Raw genomic sequence first — 20,245 nt, 5'->3', positions numbered from 1 at the left:
TGCGCGCAAAGCAATGGGACCGGCGCATGGCCGGTCCCGCGATGCGCGCGACGGCGCGCCGCTCAGCCCTGCTGCACCAGCGTGATGTTGCCCTTGTCGTCCACGCGCACGATGTCGCCCTGGCGCAGGTTGGCGGCGTCCTCGACGTTGACGTTGACCATGCGGCCATCCCACATCTTCACGCTGATCTGGTACATGCCCTTGGTCTTGCCCTCGCCGATCTTCTTGCCGGCGTAGGCGCCGCCGGCGACGCCGGCGATGGTGGCCGCGGTCTTGCCCTTGCCGCCGCCGACCTGGTGGCCGAGCAGGCCGCCGGCGACCGCGCCGATGACGGCGCCGGCGGTGCCGTGGTCGGCGGTCTTGCTCTCCGTGTAGCTGACCTGCTGTACGACGCCGCAGTCGTAGCAGCGGATGTACATGCTGCCGTCCTTCTTGGTGATCACGTCCTGCGCGGCGGAGGCCGGCAGGGCGGCGGCCGCGCCCAGCGCGACGGCGAGCGCGGCAGCGAACAGGGATTTCGTGTTCATGGCCATTTCCTCGGGGGCGGACGCGGCGCGTCCGTGCATGCCCAGTCTAGTCCGCGCACGCTGAACGGGAAACGATGGGCCGCGGGTCCCGGAGTCGGTCCGCCGGTGCGTGGACCGGACGCGCCCGCGGGCCGGCTGCGGCGCGGCCGGGGAGGGCGTGCGCGCCGCCCGTCGCCGCGCTGATGCAGCGCGGCGGAAGGCGCTCCGCAGGCGGCTGCGCGGCGCATTTTCCGCCGCCCGTTCGCGAACGGCGAGGCCGCGCCGGTACGGTCGATTTCTCGAAAAGCTTGGGCTATAGTGCGCGCGCTGTGTTTGCACGGTCACAAGTGCATCGTGGCCCGATGCAGCGCCGATCTCCGATCACGCTCCATCGCTTCACACCCTGTGTCTACCTGCACACCAGTAGCCGGCGGTTGTCACGAGATATCCGCCTAGTCTCGTAACGTTTGGAGATATCCCATGTCGGATCGTCAGATCGGCACCGTGAAGTGGTTCAACGAGGCCAAGGGCTTCGGCTTCATCAGCCGCGAGAACGGCCCGGACGTGTTCGTGCATTTCCGCGCGATCACCGGCACCGGTTTCCGCACGCTGCAGGAAGGCCAGAAGGTGAGCTTCAAGGTCGTGCAGGGCCAGAAGGGCCTGCAGGCCGACGAAGTCACCCCGGCCTGATCGACCGCGCGTCCGGTCACCCGCGCCCCGGGCAGCTCGGCTGCCCGGGGCGTTTCTTTTGCGCGGCGCGTCGCCGCAGCGCCCCCGCGCCGGGGTGTGGACGGCGCACGGGCGCGCCCGCCGCGTTCTGCTAGGCTGCCGCCGCCGGCGGCGGGCCGGCAGGCCGGAAGGAATGCTCCATGCGGATGCTTCGTTGCGCGCAGGCCGCGATGATGGCCGGCATGCTGGCGCCGGCGCTCGCCGCCGCCGCGCCGTGGGCGGCGTGGGAAGTGCCGGCCGGCTATCGCGAGATCGCCGGCGGCGACCACGAGCGCATCTACGTGCGCGCGGACGAGGATGCGAAGCATCCCGCCGAACGCCTCGAAGTCCGCCTCGCCGAGGCGCCCGCCGGCCAGCCGCTCGGCGACTGGTTCGCCGCCTTGCGCAAGCAGCGCGAGGCGACCTGCCCGCAGTTGCAGGCGCAGCCCGGGCGCTCGCGCCTGGATGCCGCGCCGCCGACCTTGCTGGAGATGTGGCACTGTCCGCGCGATGCGCGCAGCGGCAAGGGCGAGGTCGCCGTGCTGAAGGCGATGCGCGACGGCACGCGCGTCTGGCTGGCCAGCGCCTCGCGCAGCTACGCGCCGTTCGAGCCCGGCAAGACGCCGCTGCAGAAGGCCGAGCTGGCGCGCTGGACCGCCTTCGAGCAAAGCCTGACGCTGTGCCTCGACTACGCCAGCGCGCCCGCCTGCATGGGCGACCCCGCGGCGCTGGGTACGGCGCAGGCGGTGGCGCCGGCCGCGGCCGAAGCGGCCGCCCTGCATCGCGCCGAAGCGCGCGGCCGCGAGATCTACCTGCAGGACCGCCTGGCCTGGAAGGCCGGCGACGTGCTCGGCAAGGCCGGCCATCTGGGCAAGGACACCGGCGTGAAGGGCTGGATCGCGATGCCGGGGCGGCGCGAGGGCGGCACCGTGTACTTTCTCGGCGGCAGCGCGCAAGCGCCGGTGCCGTTGTGGGTGGTCGCCTTCGATGCATCCGGCAAGGCCAGCGTGCGTGCCGCTCGCGCGGACGACCTCGAGCGCGACGACCTCGCCGCGCGCTACCGCGCGCGCCAGTCCGCGCTGGCGTTGCAAGCGAAGCCGTGCACGCCGGCGCTGGGCAGCGCGGTGCTGCGTCCCGAGGACGGGCAGGGCTGGTTGGTCTACACGCTGGCGCACGGCGCGGATGCCGACACCGTCTGGATCGGCGGCCACACCCGCTTCCGCATGGCGCCGGACGCCGTCACCGCGCTCGATGCCGAGCCCTTGCCGGCCGGCTGCCAGCACATCGCCCGGCACGACGCGGACGGCCGCGCCTACCGCGTGCTGCAGCTCGCGCAGCCGCAGCCGCCCGTGCCGTCGGAGACGCTGATCGCGCAGCAGCTCGGCGCCGGCCTGCCGTTCCTGGTGGCGACGCCCGCGGGGGTATGGCGCATCGACGATGGCCGCGTGCAGAAGCTCGACGTGCGCGCGCGCAACCGGCTGCCGGCGGCGCACTGACGCCCGCGCGAGCGGGCCGCGGCGCGTTGGTCGGCGCCGCGCCTCAGCCGGCCGGCTCGAAGCGCGCGCGCAGTTGCCGCGCGCGGCGGCCGCGGTTGACCACCGCGGCGATCAGGTGGCGCGGCAACACCGGCTTGGTCAGGAAGTCGTCGCCGCCGGCGGCGAGCGCCTGGAAGCGCGTGTCGGCCTCGTGGTCGCCGGAGATGAACACGATCGAGGTGAATTCGGTGCCCGGCTGCTCGCGGATGCGCGCGGCCATCTCCAGGCCGTCGATCTCGGGCATGTACAGGTCGAGCAGCACGACCTCGGGCGCGAAGGCGCCGATGTCGGCCAGCGCCTCGCGCGGGTCGGAGTGCAGGCGCGCCACCACCCCGGCGTGCCGCAGCACGCTCTCGCAGAACACCGCCTGGCTGCGGTCGTCGTCGATCACCATCACGCGCAGCGGATCGCGCTTCCAGCTGCCGAGCAGGCGGGCGATGCGCGCCGCCAGTGCGGCGAGGCCGGCGTCCGCCGCCAGCACGTGATCGGCGCCGGCGCGCAACGCCTGCATGCGTTGCGCCACCTGCGCCTCGCGCAGCAGGGCGATCAGCAGCGGACGCTGCGCCTCGGCGGCGAGGCGCGCGCCCTGGCGTGCCAGCGTGTCGAGCGCGCCGAGATGGCTGGCATCGACGAGCACGCCGTGCATGCCGCCGAAGGGCGAGGCGGCCAGCACCGATTCGGCGGAGGCGTGGGCGACCAGCCCGATGTCGTGCTGCGCCAGTTCGATGCTCAGCTCCGCCACCAGCGCGGGGTCGTCGGTCAGGCACATCAGGGTGGCGCCGGCGACCGGCGCCGCCAGCGTGACCGGCGCGGTCAGCGTCACCGGCGCGTCGTCCGCCGCGGCGGGCTCGACGCGCTCGCCGGCCAGGCCGCGGGCCATGCGGCGCATGGCTTCCATCTGTGCCGCATCCGGCGTGTTGCCGTCCTCGACGAAATAGCACAGGTAGACGGTCAGTTCGACCGCGGCGATCGCCAGCGGCTCGTCGCTGGCGGCGTCGGCGGCGTTGGCGATGCGGTCCAGTTCCTCGTGCAGCGCCAGCGCCGCGTCCTGCGTCCACGGCCCGCGCAGCAGCGGTTCGAAACGTTGTGCCCAGTCACGGGCGCGGGCGCGCACGTCGGCCTCCTGGCGCTGCGCGGCTTGATTCATGGCACGATCCCCCTGTTCCGGCGTTCTGGATGCGACCTGCGCCGGTTCGCCGCGAGTTTCGCATGCCGACCACGGGCCACCCAGCCGCGCATGACCGACATTGCCGAATCCGTCACACTTTTGCCCGGTGCCGTGAAGACGTTGAGCGTGCACGCGTCCGACGGCGCCCGCGCCGACCTGTGCCTGGTCGGCGCCGAGGGCGCAGCGGCGCGCGCGCTGTTGTGGCTGCCGGCGCTGGGCGTCGGCGCGCACCGCTATCTGCCGCTGGCGCAGGCGCTGGCCGCGCGCGGCGTCGCCGTGGCGCTGCACGAATGGCGCGGCACCGCCAGCAGCGACCTGCGACCGCGGCGCGGCCGCGACTGGGGCTACCGCGAGCTGCTGACGCTGGACCTGCCGGCCAGTCTCGCGGCCGCGCGCGCCGCGCTGCCGCGGGCGCGCTGGGCGATCGGCGGGCATAGCCTGGGCGGCCAGCTCGCCGCGCTGCGCCTGGCGCTGGCGCCCGGCGACGCCGATGCGCTGGTGCTGGCCGCATCGGGTTCGCCGTACTGGCGCACCTTCCCGCGGCCGCAGGCGTGGACGGTGCGCACCGTGCAGACGCTGTTCCCGCTGGTGGCGCGCCTGCGCGGTCACTACCCGGGGCGCCGCTTCCGCTTCGCCGGCGACGAGGCGCGCGGCGTGATCGCCGACTGGGCGGCCAGCGGGCGCGCCGGGCGTTACGCCGTGGCGGGGATGGCGTTCGATTTCGAGGCGGCGCTGCGCGCATTGACGCATCCGGTCTACGCGCTGCGTTTCGCCGAGGATGCGCTCGGCCCGGCGGCCTCGCTGCGCTGGCTGCTGGACAAGCTGCCGGCGGCGCCGCGCCGCAGCGACACGCTGGACGCTGCCACGCTCGGCGTGGCCGCGGACCATTTCGCCTGGATGAGGCAGCCGGACGCCGTCGCCGCGCGCATCGCGCAGTGGTTGGGCGAGGTGGTCGGCGACGGCCTCGGCGCAGGCCGTTGAGCCGTCGCATGATCGCCGTCGTCCGGCGACGCGGGCCGAAGCGGGGTCCCCGCACGCATGCGGACGCATGGCGAACACGGCGTTCGCGGCGCCCAGCCCTTGCGTCCGCGGGTGACGGCCCTAGATCCGTCCGATCCTCGCACCGGAGAAGGATGTCGCGCATGCACTTGTTTTCGCCCCTGCGCCTGCGCACGCTGGAGCTGCGCAACCGCATCGCGGTGTCGCCGATGTGCCAGTACTCGGCCGAGGCGGGCGTGCCGAACGCCTGGCACCTGGTGCACCTCGGCAGCCGCGCCGTGGGCGGCGCCGGGCTGGTGATGGCGGAGGCGACCGCGGTGCTGCCGGAAGGGCGCATCACGCCGTGGGACACCGGCCTGTGGAACGAGGCGCAGACCGAGGCCTGGCGGCCGATCGCGCGCTTCATCGCCGAGCAAGGCGCGGTGCCGGGCATCCAGCTCGCGCACGCCGGCCGCAAGGCGAGCACGGAAGCGCCGTGGCGCGGCGGCCGTCCGCTGGAGGCCGCGCAGGGCGCGTGGACGCCGGTGGCGCCCAGCGCGCTGCCGTTCGACGACGGGCATCCCGTGCCGCGCGCGCTCGACGAGGCGGGTGTGCGGGCGGTGGTCGATGCGTTCCGCGCGGCGGCGCGGCGCGCGCTGGACGCGGGCTTCAAGGCGGTCGAGGTGCACGCCGCGCACGGCTACCTGCTGCACCAGTTCCTCTCGCCCTTGTCGAACCTGCGCGAGGACGTCTGGGGCGGCAGCTTCGACCGCCGCGTGCGCCTGACCTGCGCCGTGGTCGAAGCGGTGCGCGCGGTGTGGCCGCAGACGCTGCCGCTGCTGGTGCGCATCTCGGCGACCGACTGGGCGGACGGCGGCTGGGACATCGAGCAGAGCGTCGAGCTGGCGCGGCGACTGAAGGCGCTCGGCGCCGACCTGATCGACGTCTCCAGCGGCGGCCTGCTGCCGCGCGTGCAGGTCCCGGCCGCGCCCGGCTACCAGGTGCCGTTCGCCGCGCGCATCCGCCGCGAGGCGGACGTCGCCACCGGCGCGGTCGGCCTGATCACCACGCCCGAGCAGGCCGAGCGCGTGATCGTCGAAGGCGACGCCGACCTGGTGCTGCTGGCGCGCGAGTCGCTGCGCGATCCGTACTTCCCGCGCCGCGCGGCCAAGGCGCTGGGCGCTGCGCTGACGGCGCCACCGCAGTACCTGCGCGGCTGGTGAGCGGAGGAGCCGCGCCGAGCTATCGCGCGAAGCGGGAAAGCGCGATGATGACGGACATCCGACCGAGGGTCCGGCGATGAACGACGCCCCTGCCGCGCAGCCGATCCTGATCGAAGGGCGCGAGCGCGATCTCGGCGACGGCTTCACGGTGCGCCGCCTGCTGCCGCACATGCGCGCGCGGCTGGTCGGTCCCTTCATCTTCTTCGACCACATGGGCCCGGCCCGGCTGGCGCCGGGGCAGGGGTTGGACGTGCGTCCGCATCCGCACATCGGTCTGGCCACGGTGACCTTCCTGTTCGAGGGCGCGATGCGCCATCGCGACAGCCTGGGCTGCGCGCAGGACATCGTCCCCGGCGACGTCAACTGGATGACCGCCGGCCGCGGCATCGTGCATTCCGAGCGCACGCCGCCGGACGCGCGCGCCGCCGGCGGGTCGCTGCACGGCATTCAGACCTGGGTGGCGCTGCCGCGCGCGCACGAGGAGGACGCGCCCGAGTTCCACCACCACGACGCCTCGACGCTGCCCGAGGTGACGCGCGCCGGCGTGCGCCTGCGCCTGATCGCCGGCGAGGCCTACGGCGAGCGCGCGCCGGTGCGCGTGTTCTCGCCGATGTTCTATCTCGGCGGCGAGATGGATGCGGATGCCGCGCTGGACCTGCCGGCCGGGCACGCCGAACGCGGCGTCTACGTGGTCGACGGCGAGGTCGAGATGGGCGCGCGGACGCTCGCCGCGATGCAGATGGGTGTGCAGCTCGGCGGCGTGCCGTTGCGCCTGCGCGCGCGGCGCCCTTCGCGGGTGATGCTGTTCGGCGGCGCGCCGTTCGGCGAGCCGCGCTTCATCTGGTGGAACTTCGTCTCCAGTTCGCGCGAGCGCATCGAAGCCGCCAAGGCCGACTGGAAGGAGGGGCGCTTCGACCCGGTGCCGGGCGAACACGAGTTCATTCCGTTGCCGGAGCGGTGAGCGGCGAAACGGGGGACGGAAGACGGAAGACGGAACGGACTCCGCCGTGCTGCGAAGGCTGCGCCGCGCCGGCGCAGCGGCACGCGACGAGACTTCGCGCCGCGTCGCTTCGACCGTCTCCCGTCTCCCCGAAAAGGAGAGTGCGCCATGGCCGAATTCGCCAACTTCCGCGAGTTCTATCCCTACTACCTGTCCGAGCACGCCAACCGCACTTGCCGGCGGCTGCACTTCATCGGCAGTTGCGCGGTGCTGGCGATCGTCGCGCTGGCCGCGCTGCGCGGCGAGGCGCGCTGGCTGCTGCTGGCGCCGGTCGCCGGCTACGGCTTCGCCTGGATCGGCCATTTCGCCTACGAGAAGAACCGGCCGGCGACGTTCCGCCATCCGCTGTGGAGCCTGGCCGGCGACTGGGTGATGTTCTGGCAGATCCTGCGCGGCAAGGTTTCGATCTGAGCCGCCGCCCCGTGACCAATGTCCCATGCCCGGCATCGTCGCGGCCGCGTTATGCTGGCCCGACATCCGCCGCCGGGGACCGGGAGCAGGGCGGCGGTGCAGCCGCGCCGCAGGGCGCGTCATGGGCCGCACGGCCCGGCACGGGGAGGATGCATCGATGCGTTCATGCATGTGGCTCGCGGCGCTGGCGTTGCTGCTAGGCAGCGCGTCCGCGCACGCCTTCAGCGCCGACGAACTGATAGCGAAGAACGCCGAGGCGCGCGGCGGGCTCGACAAGCTGCAGGCGATCAAGACCCTGCGCCTGCAGGGCACGCTGATGGTCGGTGGCGACTACCAGCTCGGCTACGCGCAGATGCAGAAGCGTCCCGACCGCCTGCGCATCGAGGCCAGCCTGCAGGGGCTGACCATGGTGCAGGCCTGGGACGGCGCGCAGGGCTGGCAGATCCAGCCGTTCGAGGGCCGCAAGGACCCGGCGACGATGTCCGCCGACGACGCCAAGGAGCTGTCCGAGCAGGCCGACATCGACGGCGTGCTGCAGGGCGCCAGGGCCGCCGGCGCCAGCGTGCGCTACCTCGGCACCGAGGACGTCGACGGCACCGAGGCGCACAAGCTCGAGGTGACGCTGAAGAACGGCGACAGCTACACGGTCTACCTCGACCCCGACTACTTCCTGGAGATCCGCGAGGTCGCGCGCCGCATCGTGCGCGGCGTGCCGGTCGAGACCGAAACCGACTACGGCGACTACGAGAAGGTCGCCGGCGTGTACTTCCCGTTCTCGATCGAGACCGGCACCAAGGGCACGACGCAGAAGCAGAAGATCAGCATCGACAAGGCCGAGGCCAACGTGCCGCTGGACGACGCGATGTTCGCATTCCCGGCCGGCGCCGGCGGCAAGCACTGAGGGGGACGGACCATGCGCATCCATCTGATCGCGGCCGTCGCGGCCGCACTGACGTTCGCCGCCGCCGCGCCCGCGGCCGAGACCGGCAAGGCGCACTTCGACGGCGGCGCCATCTCCGGCCTCGGCGCGCGCAACATCGGCTCCGCCACCATGAGCGGCCGCATCGCCGCGCTGGCCGCGGTCGACGCCAAGGACGGCAAGACCACGCTGTACGTCGGCGCCGCCAGCGGCGGCGTGTGGAAGTCGCTCGACGGCGGCACCACCTTCAAGCCGGTGTTCGACCGGCAGCCGGTGCAGTCGATCGGCGCGATCGCGGTCGACCCGCAGCACCCCGACACCGTCTGGGTCGGCACCGGCGAGGCGTGGACGCGCAACAGCGTCTCGGTCGGCGACGGCATCTACAAGTCGACCGACGGCGGCGAGACCTGGACGCACATGGGCCTGGCGGATTCCGAGCGCATCGCGCAGATCGTCGTCGATCCGCGCGACGGCGACACCGTGTACGCCTGCGTGCCGGGCAAGCTGTGGAGCGATTCGGCCGACCGCGGCCTGTACCGCACCCGCGACGGCGGCAGGCACTGGGAGCTGGTGCTGAAAGGCCCGAACCTGTCCACCGGCTGCGCCTCGGTCAGCCTGGATCCGCAGCACCCCGATGTCCTGTTCGCCGCGCTGTGGGACTTCCGCCGCAAAGGCTGGACGTTCCGCTCCGGCGGCCCCTCGCCGGATGCGCCCAGCGGCAGCGGCCTGTACCGCAGCGCCGACGGCGGCAAGAGCTGGAGCGAGGTCACGCCGAAGGCGAACGCCGGCTTCCCGGCCAAGCCGTACGGACGCATCGCGGTGGCGGTCGCGCCGTCGAAGCCGGACGTGGTCTACGCCTTCGTCGAGTCGACCAAGTCGGCGTTGTACCGTTCGGACGACGGCGGCAAGACCTGGCAGCGCCGCGACGACAGCCAGGCCATGGTCTGGCGCCCGTTCTACTTCGCCGCGCTGTTCGTCGATCCGACCAATCCCGACCGCCTGTTCAAGCCCGACCTCAACCTGATCCAGAGCACCGACGGCGGCAAGAGCTTCGGCGACGTCAGCGGCAACGCGCACGGCGACTTCCACACCGTGTGGATCGATCCGCGCAATCCGAAGCACGTGTTCGCCGGCGACGACGGCGGCCTGTGGCAGTCGTTCGACGGCGGCAACAAGTGGTGGAAGCAGGACAACCTGCCGGTCTCGCAGTTCTACCACGTCAGCGTCGACGGCGCCGATCCGTACCGCGTCTACGGCGGCCTGCAGGACAACAGCGCCTGGGTCGGCGACAGCGCCTATCCCGGCGGCATCACCAACAGCCGCTGGGAGAACATGTACGGCGGCGACGGTTTCTGGATGTGGGAGGATCCGTCCGATCCCGACTACATCTACGCCGAGGCGCAGGGCGGCTTCATCGGCCGCATCAACCGCCACACCCACCAGGTGCGCATGATCCAGCCGCAGGCGGGCTACAAGGAGAAGCTGCGCTTCAACTGGAACACGCCGATCGCGCTCAGCCCGAACGAGAAGGGCACGATCTACATCGGCGCGCAGTTCCTGTTCCGTTCGCGCGATCACGGCCAGACCTGGGACCGCATCTCGCCCGACCTCACCAGCAACGACCCGGAGAAGCAGAAGCAGGAACAGTCCGGCGGCGTCACCGTCGACAACTCCGCGGCGGAGATGCACACCACGATCTACTCCATCAGCGAGTCGCCGAAGCAGGCCGGGCTGATCTGGGTCGGCACCGACGACGGCAACGTGCAGTTGACGCGCGACGGCGGCAAGACCTGGACCAACGTGGCGAAGAACATCCGCGGCGTGCCCGCGCACTCGTGGGTGAGCTGGGTGCAGGCCGGCAACTTCGACGCCGGCACCGCCTACGTCGCCTTCGACCGCCACACCTTCGGCGACATGGCGCCGTACATCTACAAGACCATCGATTACGGCCGCAGCTGGACGCCGATCGTCTCGCCGAAGGACGGCAAGGGCCTGCGCGGCTACGTGCACGTGATCAAGGAGGACACGGTCAAGCCCGAGTTGCTGTTCGCGGGCACCGAGTTCGGCCTGTGGATCTCCATCGACGGCGGCCGCCAGTGGGCGCAGTTCAAGGGCGGCAACTTCCCGAACGTCGCCGTGCGCGATCTGGTGGTGCAGCCGCGCACCTCGGACCTGGTGCTGGCCACGCACGGGCGCGGCATCTGGATCGTCGACGACATCACCCCGCTGCGCGCGCTCGACGCGAAGACGCTGGCGTCCGAGGCGGCGTTCCTGCCGGGACGTCCGGTGCAGCAGCGCATCGAGGCGTCCGGCGGCTGGCCGGAGGGCGACGCCAAGTTCCGCGGCCGCAACCCGCCGGACGGCGCGGTGATCACCTACTACCAGAAGAGCCGCCACCTGTTCGGCAAGCTCAAGCTGGAGATCTACGACGCCGACGGCAAGCTGGTCGACACGCTGCCCGGCAGCGTGCGCCGCGGCATCAACCGCGTGACCTGGAACATGCGCGTCAAGCCGCCGCGCGTGCCGCCGGCCGCCGCGCTGGCGCAGTCGGCCGCGCAGGGGCCGCGCGTGCTGCCCGGCACCTACACCGTCAAGCTGGTGAAGGGCGAGCAGAGCATCACGGAGAAACTCGACGTCGGCCTCGACGCGCGCGCTCCGTTCACGCTGGCCGACCGCAAGGCGCAGTTCGAGGCGGCGATGCGCGTGCACCGCATGTTCGGCGACATGACCGACCTGGCCTATCGCATCGTCGCCGTGCGCGACGGCGCCAGCCAGCGCGCGGCCGCGGCCAAGGACGACGCCGCGCTGGCGAAGCAGTTGACGGATCTCGCCGGCAAGGCGGACAAGATCCGCAAGGAAGTCGTGGCCACCACCGAGGGCGGCGCCATCACCGGCGAGGAGCGACTGCGCGAGCACCTCGACCAGGTGTACGGCGCGATCGTCGGCTACGAAGGCCGGCCGACCGACTACCAGCTCGCCCGCGTGGAGGCACTGCAGCGCGAGATGGACGACGTCGCCAAGTCGTTCGAGGCGCTGCGCCAGGGCGACCTGGCCAAGGTCAACGCGGCGCTGGCCGCGAAGGGCCTACAGCCGATCGCGGTGCCCGAGCGCGCTCCCGCCGACGCCGGCGGCGGCGCCGCGGGCGGCGGCATGCGCGAGCGCGATCGCGGCATGCCCGGGGAGATCGACTGACGGGCTGCGGATCCGTCGCGGGCGGCGCCAGGCGCCGCCCGCGACGGCACGCGATCCGCCTTCCGCTCAGGCGACGGCGACGTGGTCCAGCGTGGCCGCCCCGCCGCGCCGCTGCCGGCGCGTGCCGCTCCAGTCGACCAGATCGATCTCGTTGCGGATCGAGGCCAGCGTCTCGATCAGGCGCTCGACCTCGGCGTCGTTCAGGCCGGCGTTCAGCGTCAGCCGCAGCAGCGAGCGGTTCTTGGCCGTGGCCGGCGCGCAGAAGATCGAGCCGAACACGCCGTGCGCCTCGAACACGTCGCGCACGTGCATGGTCAGCCGCTCCGGGCCGATCTCGAGGCCGACGATCTGCTCGGTGCCGTTGGCGATCGGGTAGCCGAGCGCGGTCAGCGCCGTGCGCACGCGCTGGGTGACCTGGCGCAGGCGGTTGCGACGCCAGCCTTCGGCCTGGATCACGCGGTGCGCGGCACCGATGCCGGCCAGCTCGTGCGGCAGCAGGGTGGAGCTGAAGATCGCCGGCAGCGACTCGCTGGCGAGGTATTCGCGGAAGCCGGCCGGGCAGGTGATGAGGCCGGCGCGCGCGCAGTAGGTCTTGGCCAGGCTGACGGTGCGGAAGTGCACGCGGTCGCCGAGGCCGAGACTGGCCACCAGGCCCTCGCCGTGGCTGCCGTGCGTGCCCAGCGAATGCGATTCGTCGACCACCAGCACGCAGTCGTGGCGCGCGGCGATGTCGGCGTAGGCGGCCAGCGGGCAGAGCGCGCCGGTGGTGCTGTAGACGGCATCGACCAGGATCACGCCCGGGCCGTTGCGCAGCACCTGGCGCTCGAGGTGCTCGGGGTCGTTGTGCAGGATCGCCACCGCCCGGGCGCCGGCGCTTTTCACGCCTTCCCACAGCGAGGCGTGCGCCAGCATGTCGACGTACACCGGCGTGCGCTCGCCGGCGATCGACTGCACCAGGCCGACGTTGGCGTTGTAGCCGGACTGGCAGAGCATGCCCTCTTCCGCGCCCATCGCGCCGGCGAGCTCCTGTTCGAGCCTGCGCATCGGGTCTTCCGCATGCTGCAGGAAGATGCCCGACATCATCATGCCGTTGCCCTCGTTCTCCAGCGCCGCGCATTGCGCGCGCACGATTTCCGGGTGCCGGGTGATGGCGAGATAGTCGTTGCTCTGCAGCACCAGGTCGCCGGCCCTGGGCACGCTGCCGAGCATGATGTGCTTGCCGCCCCAGGCGAGCTGCACGCGTTCGCGGCGGAAATGCTCCACGCGTTCGCGCAGCAGTTCGGGCAGCGCCGGCGCAGCCGGGCGGGGTGTGGCGGGACGAAGCGGAACGATGGCCTCCGGCGCGGCCGGGGCGGGGTCGATGACGTCGAGCATGGTGGTGGTCCTCTCACGGGTGCGGATCGCGGAAAGTCGTCCATGATTCGGGTCCTGCGAGCGGAGGCAGGACGCTGGCCGCTCCGTGCCTGGTGCGGCCGAAAGCGAGAGGCGATGTCAGCGCGTGGCGGTGGGGTCGCCGCGCGTCCCCAAAGTGTCCTGGTCACGGAGCCAGGTGCGATATGGCTTGACCATGTGCAGCTGGAAACGCTCCACCTGGTCGATCAGGCTGTAGTAATACCACCGATCGCCCTTGACCGCCGTGGCCGGGAACAGGCAGGCCTCCGGGTCGACCAAAGTCGGGGTGTAATAGCCGTCTTTACTGCCGAACCACGGCACCGCCTCGCCGTTGCGCAGGGCGGCCAGGACCGCCGACGGCGCCCCCAGTTCCTCGGCGATCTCGTAGTGGGCGCGCAGGTCGTCGTCGGTCTGCACCAGCAGGAAGCGGCCGCGCCCCATGGCGTCCAGCAACAGCAGCCCGGTGGGGTTGCAGTGCACGTAGCTCTCCGCCGGCTGGAAGTCGGCGGTCATGCTGGCGAAGGCGCGGCGGAAGGCGGGGTCGCGCAGGAAGCCGAAGTCGCCCAGCGCCAGGGTTTCGGCGACGAAGGCTCCGGCGCGCTCGAAATAGCGGTGTTGCAGCTCGCGGATCGCGCTGCCGAGGCGCTGGATCGCGTGCGGGTCGTTCTTGCGGATGAAGCGGTCGATGATGCCGGCGTTGAAGGCCTCGATGGCGACGGCGTCGTCGGCGCGGCCGGTCAGCAGGATCTTGCCGATCTGCGGGTTGTCCAGGCGCTGGCAGAAGGCCACGCCGTCCATTTCCGGCATCACGTGGTCGACCACCACCACCGAGACCTCGGCGAAGCGCTCGGGGTCGTAGGCGATGCGGTGGATGGTATCGACGTCGAGGGCGACCAGTTCCTGCCGGCGCGAGGGCTGGTCCTTCCAGCGGTACAGCCAGCCGCCGCCCGGCACCGGCCGGCTGGCGCTGGTCCCCAGCGCCGCCAGCGCGCGCCGCGGCGAGCTGTAGGTGCGCACGTGCAGCATCGGGTCGAGCAGCAACGGCACGACCTCGAGGTATTCCTCGTGGTCGTCCACGAACATCGTGGTGGTCGGGAAGTGGAAGGGCAGGATCGGTCCCGCGATCACCGGCGTCATGGCGGCGGTACCTCGTCGTCGCGGGGGAATTCAAGCACGAATTCGGTGTATTCGCCCAGTCGCGAGTGGCAGCGGATCGAGCCCCGCATGCGTTCCATCGCCGCCCGCGAATAGGCCAGACCGATGCCCATGCCCATGCCGCGGCCGCCGTCCTCCGAGTGCGAGTAGAAACGGTCGAAGATGCGCGGCAGCACGTCCGGGGGGATGCCGGGGCCGGTGTCGCGCACCACGATGCGGTTGACGTCGCCGCGGCGGTCCAGGGCGATGCTGATCTCGCCCTTGCCGGCGCGGCCGGTGTGCAGCAGCGCGTTCTTGATGAGATTGAACAGCACGTGCACGACCAGCAGTTCGCTGCCGCTGAAGGTGAAGTCGGTGCCGTCGTCCTCGAAGGTCACGCGGTCGCGCTCGACGGTGGAGCCGAACGGGTAGCGCTCCAGCGCCTCGCGCACGCAGTGCCGGGCGGACACGCGCTCGGGGCGCACCTCGTCGATCGGTCGCGAGGCCACCAGCAGCATGTCGATGGCGGTGTTGGCGTGGGTGACCTCGCGCTCCATGGTGTCCAGGCCCTTTTCCAGGCCTTGCAGGTGCGCCAGGCGCAGCTCGGGGACGGCCAGATTGGCCGCGCGGGCGGCGCGGTAGGCCTCGAGCAGGGTCGGCAGGTAGCGGCGCACCGCCTGCGCGGCGACGCGCACCGAGGCCAGCGGCGTGCGCAGCTCGTGGGCGATGTTGTTGGAGGAGGCGATCAATGCGTCGACGCGCGCCTGCTGCGTCATCTGGTGCGACAGGCTGGAGACGCCGCCGCAGACCACGGCGAACAGCAGCACCGGGATGTAGACGATCAGGTTGGATTCGTCCAGCGGCGGGTGCGGAGTCAGCGCCAGCACGAACAGCGCCAGCGCCGTGCCGACCAGGCTGGTGATCACGAAGCCGGCCACGTCGAACAGCAGCAGGATCAGGAACACCGCGGCGAGGTGCGACATCAGCCACGGCGCGCTGGCGCCGTTGCGCAGCGTCATGTAGGTGAAGAAGAACGCCAGCGCGTAGGTGATCGTCGCGTACCAGTACAGCGGCAGCCACGGCCGCAGCCGCCGCGGCCAGCGCCGCACGAACGCCAGCGGCAGGAACAGCGCGCTGCCCAGCAGACGCAGCGGCAGGTTCTCGTAGGGCTGCGGGAACAGGTCGGTCCACACCAGGTAGTACATCGGGAAGCCGAGCCCACCCACCCACGCCATCGCCACCATCTTCGGCTCGGAGTAGCGCGTGCGCTCGAACATGCTGCTCTGCAGGCGGCCGAGGACGCGGCGCAGCATCCAGCCCGCCAGCCGCAGCTGGCGCAGCAGGCGCTGCCTCGTTTCGCGTCGTGCCAGCTCGGCGTTCATGGTCCTTCCCGCGGCCGCATCCGGGCGTGCGCGCGGCGCGCGTCCTCCCTGCCTGCGGATACTAACGGCGTCCCCCGTCGGCCTGCCGTGCCGCAGGCCACGGTGCCGGCCTGCGGATGCTCAGCGGTAGTCGCGGTGGCAGGCATCGCAGGCATCGGCGACGCGGGCCACCCGCGGCGCCAGCGTCGTGCAGTCGGCCGCATTCGCGGCGGGCGCCAGGGCCTCGTGCAGACGCCCGGCGTAGCTGCGGAACTGGGTGTCGTGGCGCATCGGGTCGGGGAAGGCGTCGTCGATCTCGGCGCTGACCGCGTCCAGCCGGGCGAGGGCATGCGCGGTCGCGGCCGCCGGGCACTGGCCGGCGCGCAGCGCCGCTTGCAGCCGCCCCAGATGGTGCGCCATCACGTTCATCACGCCGCGCGGATAGGCGTCGCGCCGGCGCAGGCCGTCGGCGACGGTGACCGCCGCGAAGGCGCCGATGGCGAGGCCCAGGGCGAACAGGAACAGCATGCGCATGGACGGCATCCCTGAAGCGCGGGGAGGGTGGACTTCCATCATCGCGGACGCGCCCTTCAAACCCCTTTCATGTTAGTAGCTTACAATATTTCTTTCGTGTTCCGTCGATTTCGGGGCGGCGTCACGGCCGGTCCGCTCGCATGCGCTGCCGGCCCAGGGCCAGGGTGAGCAGGCCGAGCAGGATCTCGTCGACGAACGGGACCGGGTCCGGCAGCAGCAGGTCGAACACGAACAGGGCCGCGATCAGCACGAACAGCTGCGGATGGCGCAGGCGCCCGGCGAAGCCGAGCAGGCGGCGGACCAGCGGACGGGGCATGGCGGTTTCCAGGGGCGGCGGGACCCACCATGGGGCCGCGGCGGCGCCGGCGCAAGCCTCGGCCGTGCTACGCTCGCCGGATTTCGTTGGACTGGGTCATGCGGCACGCGGAACGTTTCCAGGGCATCGAGCGCCTTTACGGCGCCGGCAGCGTCGCCCGGCTGGCGCAGGCGCACGTCTGCGTGGTCGGCGTCGGCGGCGTCGGCTCGTGGGCGGTGGAGGCGCTGGCGCGCAGCGGGGTGGGGCGGCTCACCCTGATCGACGCCGACGAGGTCTGCCTCTCCAACACCAACCGCCAGCTGCACGCGCTGGACGGCCACTACGGCCGCGCCAAGGTCGAGGTGATGGCCGAACGCGCGCGGGCGATCCATCCCGACATCCGCATCGACGCGCGGGCCGAGTTCCTCACGCCTTCGAATCTCGATGTCCTGCTGGACCGCGGCTACGGCCTGGTGCTGGACGCCTGCGACGCCTTCCGCGTCAAGGTGGAGACCATCGCCTGGTGCCGGCGGCGCAAGCTGCCGCTGGTGGTGGTCGGCAGCGCGGGCGGACGCACCGATCCGACCGCCGTGCGCGTGCGCGACCTCTCGCGCACCGAGCACGACGCGATGCTGTCGCTGATCCGCAAGAAGCTGCGCCAGGACCACGGCTTCCCGCGCAATCCCGACCGCTATTTCGGCGTGTCCGCGGTGTATTCGCTGGAGAACGTGCGCTACCCGCAGCCCGACGGCAGCGTCTGCGGCGTGCGCCCCTCCGGCGCCGACGCCTTTCGCCTCGACTGCGGCGCGGGCCTGGGCGCGGCCACGCACGTCACCGCCAGCTTCGGCTTCGCCGCGGTGGGCAAGGCGCTGGAAAAGCTGCTGGCGTCCGGTTGAGGCGGGCGCGGCGTCAGTGCAGCGCGCCCGGCCCCGCGCTGCCGAACGGCGGCCGCGCCAGCCACAGCACGCCGATGATCGCCAGGAAGATCGCGCCGAACAGCCAGAACACGTCGTTGACGGCCAGCGTCAGCGCCTGCCGCGTCAGCACCTGCTCGACCACGCCGTAACCCGGCAGGCCGTGCGCGCCCAGCGCCGCCAGGCGGTCGAGGAAGCCGGTCGCGGCCGGGCTGGCCGCGTTGACGTGCTCGGCCAGGACGGCGTGGTGGTAGTCGCTGCGGTGCTGCCACAGCGTCACCGTCGCCGCGGTCGACACGCTGCCGGCGATGGTGCGGAAGAAGTTGGACAGGCCCGAGGCGCTGGCGATCTCCGCCGGCCCCAGCCCGGACAGGATGATCTGGTTGACCGGGATGAAGAAGCAGGCGATGCCGATGCCCTGGATCACGCGCGGCACCACCAGGTCGGCGTACGCGGCGTCGGTGGTGAAGCGCGCGAACCAGAACGCGGTCAGCGCGAACACCACGAAGGCGATGCTGGCCACCAGCCGCAGCTCCAGCCGGTGCAGGTTGCGTCCGACCAGCGGCGAGAACACCACGGCGAGGATGCCGACCGGCGCGGTCGCCAATCCCGCCCAGGTCGAGGTGTAGCCGAGCGTGGTCTGCAGCCACAGCGGGTAGACCACGTTGATGCCGAAGAAGCCGAACATGCCGAGCGCCAGCGCCAGCACGCCGACGGCGAAGTTGCGGTGGCGGAACAGGGTCAGGTCGACCACCGGGTGTCTTTCCGTCAGCGTCCAGCCGACGAAGAAGGTCAGGCTGACCAGGGCGACGATGCCGAGCACCGTGATCAGCGGCGAGCTGAACCAGTCCTTGTCGCTGCCGTTGTCGAGCATGAACTGCAGGCAGCCGACGCCGATCACCAGGAGCGCCAGGCCGACCACGTCGAGCGGCTGCCGCGCGATGGCGGATTCGCGCCGCCGCAGCAGCGTCCAGGTGATCAGCGCCGCCAGCGCGCCGACCGGGGCGTTGATGTAGAAGATCCACGGCCAGGAGTAGTTGTCGGTCAGCCAGCCGCCGATGATCGGGCCGAAGATCGGCGCCACCACCACCGTCATCGCCCACAGGCCCAGCGCCAGGCCCTTCTTCTCGTTCGGATAGTTCGCCAGCAGCAGGGTCATCGACAGTGGCACCATCGGCCCGGACACCGCGCCCTGCAGCAGGCGGAACACCACCAGCATCGGCATGCTGGCGGCGAGGCCGCACAGCATCGAGAACACTACGAACAGCGACACCGACGCGCAGAACGTGCGCACCTCGCCGAAGCGGCGGGCGATCCAGCCGGTCAGCGGCTGCATGATCGCGCTGGCCAGCGAGTAGGAGCTGATCGCCCAGGTGCCTTCCGAGGGGCTGACGCCCAGGCTGCCGGCGATCGCCGGCACCGAGACGTTGACGATGGTGATGTCGAGCACCTCCATGAACGTCGAGAAGGCGATGGCGACGGTCAGCAGCGCGAGCATGCCGCCGTGCAGCGGCGGGGCGCGGCCGTCGTTGGCGGCGGGCTGGTGCATGGCGCGGCGCTCAGCGGGCGTCGGCGCCGAGGTTGGCGCGGATCACGGCGTCGGCCTCGCGCTCGGCGTCGGCGAGGTCGCGCGCATAGACGTCGGTCTCGGCGACGGGCGCCGCGGCCGGTTGCCGCGCCAGCACCGCGCCCGAGCGGTCGCGTGTGTCGACGGTGACGGTGGCGGACAGGCCGATGCGCAACGGATGCGCCTGCAATTGCCTTTCGTCCAGCGCGATGCGCACCGGCACGCGCTGCACCACCTTGATCCAGTTGCCGGAGGCGTTCTGCGGCGGCAGCAGCGCGAAGGCGCTGCCGGTGCCGGCGCCGAGGCCGACCACATGGCCGCGGAAGACGACGTCGCCGCCGTAGAGGTCGGTGCGCACCTCCGCCGTCTGGCCGATGCGGATGTGCTCGAGCTGCACTTCCTTGAAGTTGGCGTCCACCCACAGCGCATGCAGCGGGATCACCGTCATCAGCGGCTGGCCGGGCTGCACGCGCTGGCCGACCTGCGCGCTGCGCTGGGCGACGTAGCCGTCGACCGGCGCCAGCACGGCATTGCGCTGGGCGTCGATCCAGGCTTCGCGGAACGCCGCGCGCGCCTGCTGCACGGCCGGGTTGCCGGCGACGTCGGTGCCGTCCACCAGCGCGTGCGCGGCGGCAGCCTGGCGGCGGGCGAGATCGAGCTGCGCGCGCGCCGTGGCAGCCGCCTCGCGCGCGTGCGCGACCTCCTCGGGTGCGACCGCCTGCTCGCCCAGCAGCGGCTGGCGGCGCGCCAGATCCGCTTCGGCGCGCCGCAGCTCCTGCTCGCGCGCGGCCACCGCGGCGTCGTACTGCGCGGCCAGCTCGCGCTGCTGGCGCACCTGGCGCACGGCCTGCGCCAGCGCGCTCTTCGCCTTGGCCAGGGCGACCGCGGCGTCGGTCGGGTCGAGCTTCACCAGCGTCTGGCCGGCGCGCACCCATTGGGTGTCGTCGGCCAGCACGGCGATCACGGTGCCGGGCACCTGCGCCGAGATGGCCACCTGGTTGCCGCCGACGTAGGCGTCGTCGGTCACCTCGCGCCTGGAGAACACCAGCAGCCAGAGCAGCAGCCAGAGCAGACCGGCCAGGGCGAACACGGCGGCGATGCCGAGCAGCACGCGCTTGCGCTTGCCGTTGCCGTTCGTCGGGGCGGGATCGAGAGCAGCGTTCATGGGGGAGGTCCGCGGATGCAGGAAATCAACGATGGGCGAGTGCGGCGTCGGCGCGGTAGCCGCCGCCCAGCGCCTTGGTGAGCGCGACGTCGGCGCCGAGCGCCTGCGCATCGAGCTGCACGGCGGCGTCGCGCTGCTGCAGCAGCGCCAGTTCGGCGGCGAGGCCGGCGCGGGCGTCGGCGAGGCCCTGGCGTTCGCGCGCGGCGGCGCTGTCGCGCAAGCGCGCGGCGGCCTCGACCTGCG

At 72.1% G+C, this 20,245-nt stretch carries 18 protein-coding genes and 1 pseudogene; 9 read left to right on the top strand and 10 right to left on the bottom strand.

The window, feature by feature from the left end; translation table 11 throughout:
• Positions 1-62: 62 nt before the first annotated feature.
• On the bottom strand, positions 63-527 hold the full coding sequence (locus tag MBSD_RS03960) for a glycine zipper 2TM domain-containing protein (protein ID WP_237071739.1): 465 nt from the start codon (positions 525-527) through the stop codon (positions 63-65).
• A gap of 459 nt (positions 528-986) precedes the next feature.
• Between MBSD_RS03960 and MBSD_RS03955 the strand changes: the two genes are divergently transcribed.
• Both MBSD_RS03955 and MBSD_RS03950 read left to right on the top strand, forming a co-directional pair.
• Positions 987-1,196 carry a cold-shock protein gene (locus MBSD_RS03955; protein WP_062535274.1) on the top strand — a complete coding sequence of 70 codons (210 nt, stop codon included), beginning with the start codon at positions 987-989 and terminating at the stop codon, positions 1,194-1,196.
• 179 nt (positions 1,197-1,375) lie between these two features.
• On the top strand, positions 1,376-2,710 hold the full coding sequence (locus MBSD_RS03950; RefSeq protein ID WP_062535273.1) for a hypothetical protein: 1,335 nt from the start codon (positions 1,376-1,378) through the stop codon (positions 2,708-2,710).
• A 43-nt stretch (positions 2,711-2,753) separates the two neighbouring features.
• Here MBSD_RS03950 and MBSD_RS03945 read toward each other — a convergent pair whose 3' ends face one another.
• Complete coding sequence (locus MBSD_RS03945; RefSeq protein WP_062535271.1) at positions 2,754-3,896, bottom strand: response regulator; 1,143 nt, start codon at positions 3,894-3,896, stop codon at positions 2,754-2,756.
• Positions 3,897-3,986: 90 nt separating this feature from the next.
• On the opposite strand from MBSD_RS03945, the gene MBSD_RS03940 reads away from it, so the two are divergent.
• From MBSD_RS03940 to MBSD_RS03915, 6 genes are all read left to right on the top strand, one after another.
• Positions 3,987-4,898, top strand: coding sequence for an alpha/beta hydrolase family protein (locus tag MBSD_RS03940; protein ID WP_062535269.1), 912 nt, complete (start codon positions 3,987-3,989; stop codon positions 4,896-4,898).
• Between the two features lie 161 nt (positions 4,899-5,059).
• The gene (locus MBSD_RS03935; RefSeq protein WP_062535336.1) at positions 5,060-6,118 is read left to right on the top strand and encodes an NADH:flavin oxidoreductase/NADH oxidase; all 1,059 of its coding nucleotides are present in this window, start codon (positions 5,060-5,062) and stop codon (positions 6,116-6,118) included.
• Positions 6,119-6,194: 76 nt separating this feature from the next.
• The gene (locus MBSD_RS03930) at positions 6,195-7,079 is read left to right on the top strand and encodes a pirin family protein (RefSeq protein ID WP_062535266.1); all 885 of its coding nucleotides are present in this window, start codon (positions 6,195-6,197) and stop codon (positions 7,077-7,079) included.
• 147 nt (positions 7,080-7,226) lie between these two features.
• The gene (locus MBSD_RS03925; protein WP_062535264.1) at positions 7,227-7,529 is read left to right on the top strand and encodes an Mpo1-like protein; all 303 of its coding nucleotides are present in this window, start codon (positions 7,227-7,229) and stop codon (positions 7,527-7,529) included.
• Positions 7,530-7,686: 157 nt separating this feature from the next.
• Complete coding sequence (locus tag MBSD_RS03920; protein WP_148667803.1) at positions 7,687-8,430, top strand: LolA-like protein; 744 nt, start codon at positions 7,687-7,689, stop codon at positions 8,428-8,430.
• Between the two features lie 12 nt (positions 8,431-8,442).
• A complete protein-coding gene (locus tag MBSD_RS03915; RefSeq protein ID WP_062535260.1) occupies positions 8,443-11,640 on the top strand; it encodes a sialidase in 3,198 nt (1,065 codons plus the stop codon).
• Between the two features lie 66 nt (positions 11,641-11,706).
• On the opposite strand, the gene cqsA is transcribed toward MBSD_RS03915, so the two are convergent.
• The 5 genes from cqsA to MBSD_RS03890 all read right to left on the bottom strand — a co-directional run bounded on the left by cqsA (position 11,707) and on the right by MBSD_RS03890 (position 16,377).
• Positions 11,707-13,014: an alpha-hydroxyketone-type quorum-sensing autoinducer synthase gene (cqsA, locus tag MBSD_RS03910; RefSeq protein WP_062535258.1), complete on the bottom strand. Its 1,308-nt coding sequence runs from the start codon at positions 13,012-13,014 to the stop codon at positions 11,707-11,709.
• 117 nt (positions 13,015-13,131) lie between these two features.
• A complete protein-coding gene (locus tag MBSD_RS03905; RefSeq protein ID WP_062535256.1) occupies positions 13,132-14,169 on the bottom strand; it encodes a response regulator in 1,038 nt (345 codons plus the stop codon).
• Positions 14,166-15,548, bottom strand: a complete 1,383-nt coding sequence (locus tag MBSD_RS03900) for a sensor histidine kinase (protein ID WP_062535253.1) — start codon at positions 15,546-15,548, stop codon at positions 14,166-14,168. Before MBSD_RS03900 ends, MBSD_RS03905 begins: the two co-directional genes overlap by 4 nt.
• A gap of 120 nt (positions 15,549-15,668) precedes the next feature.
• Positions 15,669-16,061, bottom strand: a complete 393-nt coding sequence (locus MBSD_RS03895; RefSeq protein WP_148667802.1) for a cytochrome c — start codon at positions 16,059-16,061, stop codon at positions 15,669-15,671.
• 121 nt (positions 16,062-16,182) lie between these two features.
• A complete protein-coding gene (locus MBSD_RS03890) occupies positions 16,183-16,377 on the bottom strand; it encodes a DUF6116 family protein (protein WP_062535249.1) in 195 nt (64 codons plus the stop codon).
• 98 nt (positions 16,378-16,475) lie between these two features.
• Here MBSD_RS03890 and tcdA point away from each other — a divergent pair, with 98 nt between their 5' ends.
• On the top strand, positions 16,476-17,252 hold the full coding sequence (gene tcdA / locus MBSD_RS03885) for a tRNA cyclic N6-threonylcarbamoyladenosine(37) synthase TcdA (RefSeq protein WP_062535247.1): 777 nt from the start codon (positions 16,476-16,478) through the stop codon (positions 17,250-17,252).
• Between the two features lie 13 nt (positions 17,253-17,265).
• Here tcdA and MBSD_RS03880 read toward each other — a convergent pair whose 3' ends face one another.
• The 3 genes and pseudogenes from MBSD_RS03880 to MBSD_RS15335 all read right to left on the bottom strand — a co-directional run.
• Entirely contained in the window at positions 17,266-18,819 is a 1,554-nt protein-coding gene (locus tag MBSD_RS03880; RefSeq protein ID WP_062535246.1) for a DHA2 family efflux MFS transporter permease subunit, read from the bottom strand.
• 10 nt (positions 18,820-18,829) lie between these two features.
• The gene (locus MBSD_RS03875) at positions 18,830-20,002 is read right to left on the bottom strand and encodes an HlyD/EmrA/EmrK family protein (RefSeq protein ID WP_062535243.1); all 1,173 of its coding nucleotides are present in this window, start codon (positions 20,000-20,002) and stop codon (positions 18,830-18,832) included.
• A 25-nt stretch (positions 20,003-20,027) separates the two neighbouring features.
• Positions 20,028-20,245, bottom strand: a pseudogene (locus MBSD_RS15335) (efflux transporter outer membrane subunit); the annotation flags it as partial.

It is taken from the genome of Mizugakiibacter sediminis (assembly GCF_000953855.2).
Taxonomy (GTDB): domain Bacteria; phylum Pseudomonadota; class Gammaproteobacteria; order Xanthomonadales; family Rhodanobacteraceae; genus Mizugakiibacter; species Mizugakiibacter sediminis.
This window is presented reverse-complemented; position numbering and strand designations above follow the sequence as displayed.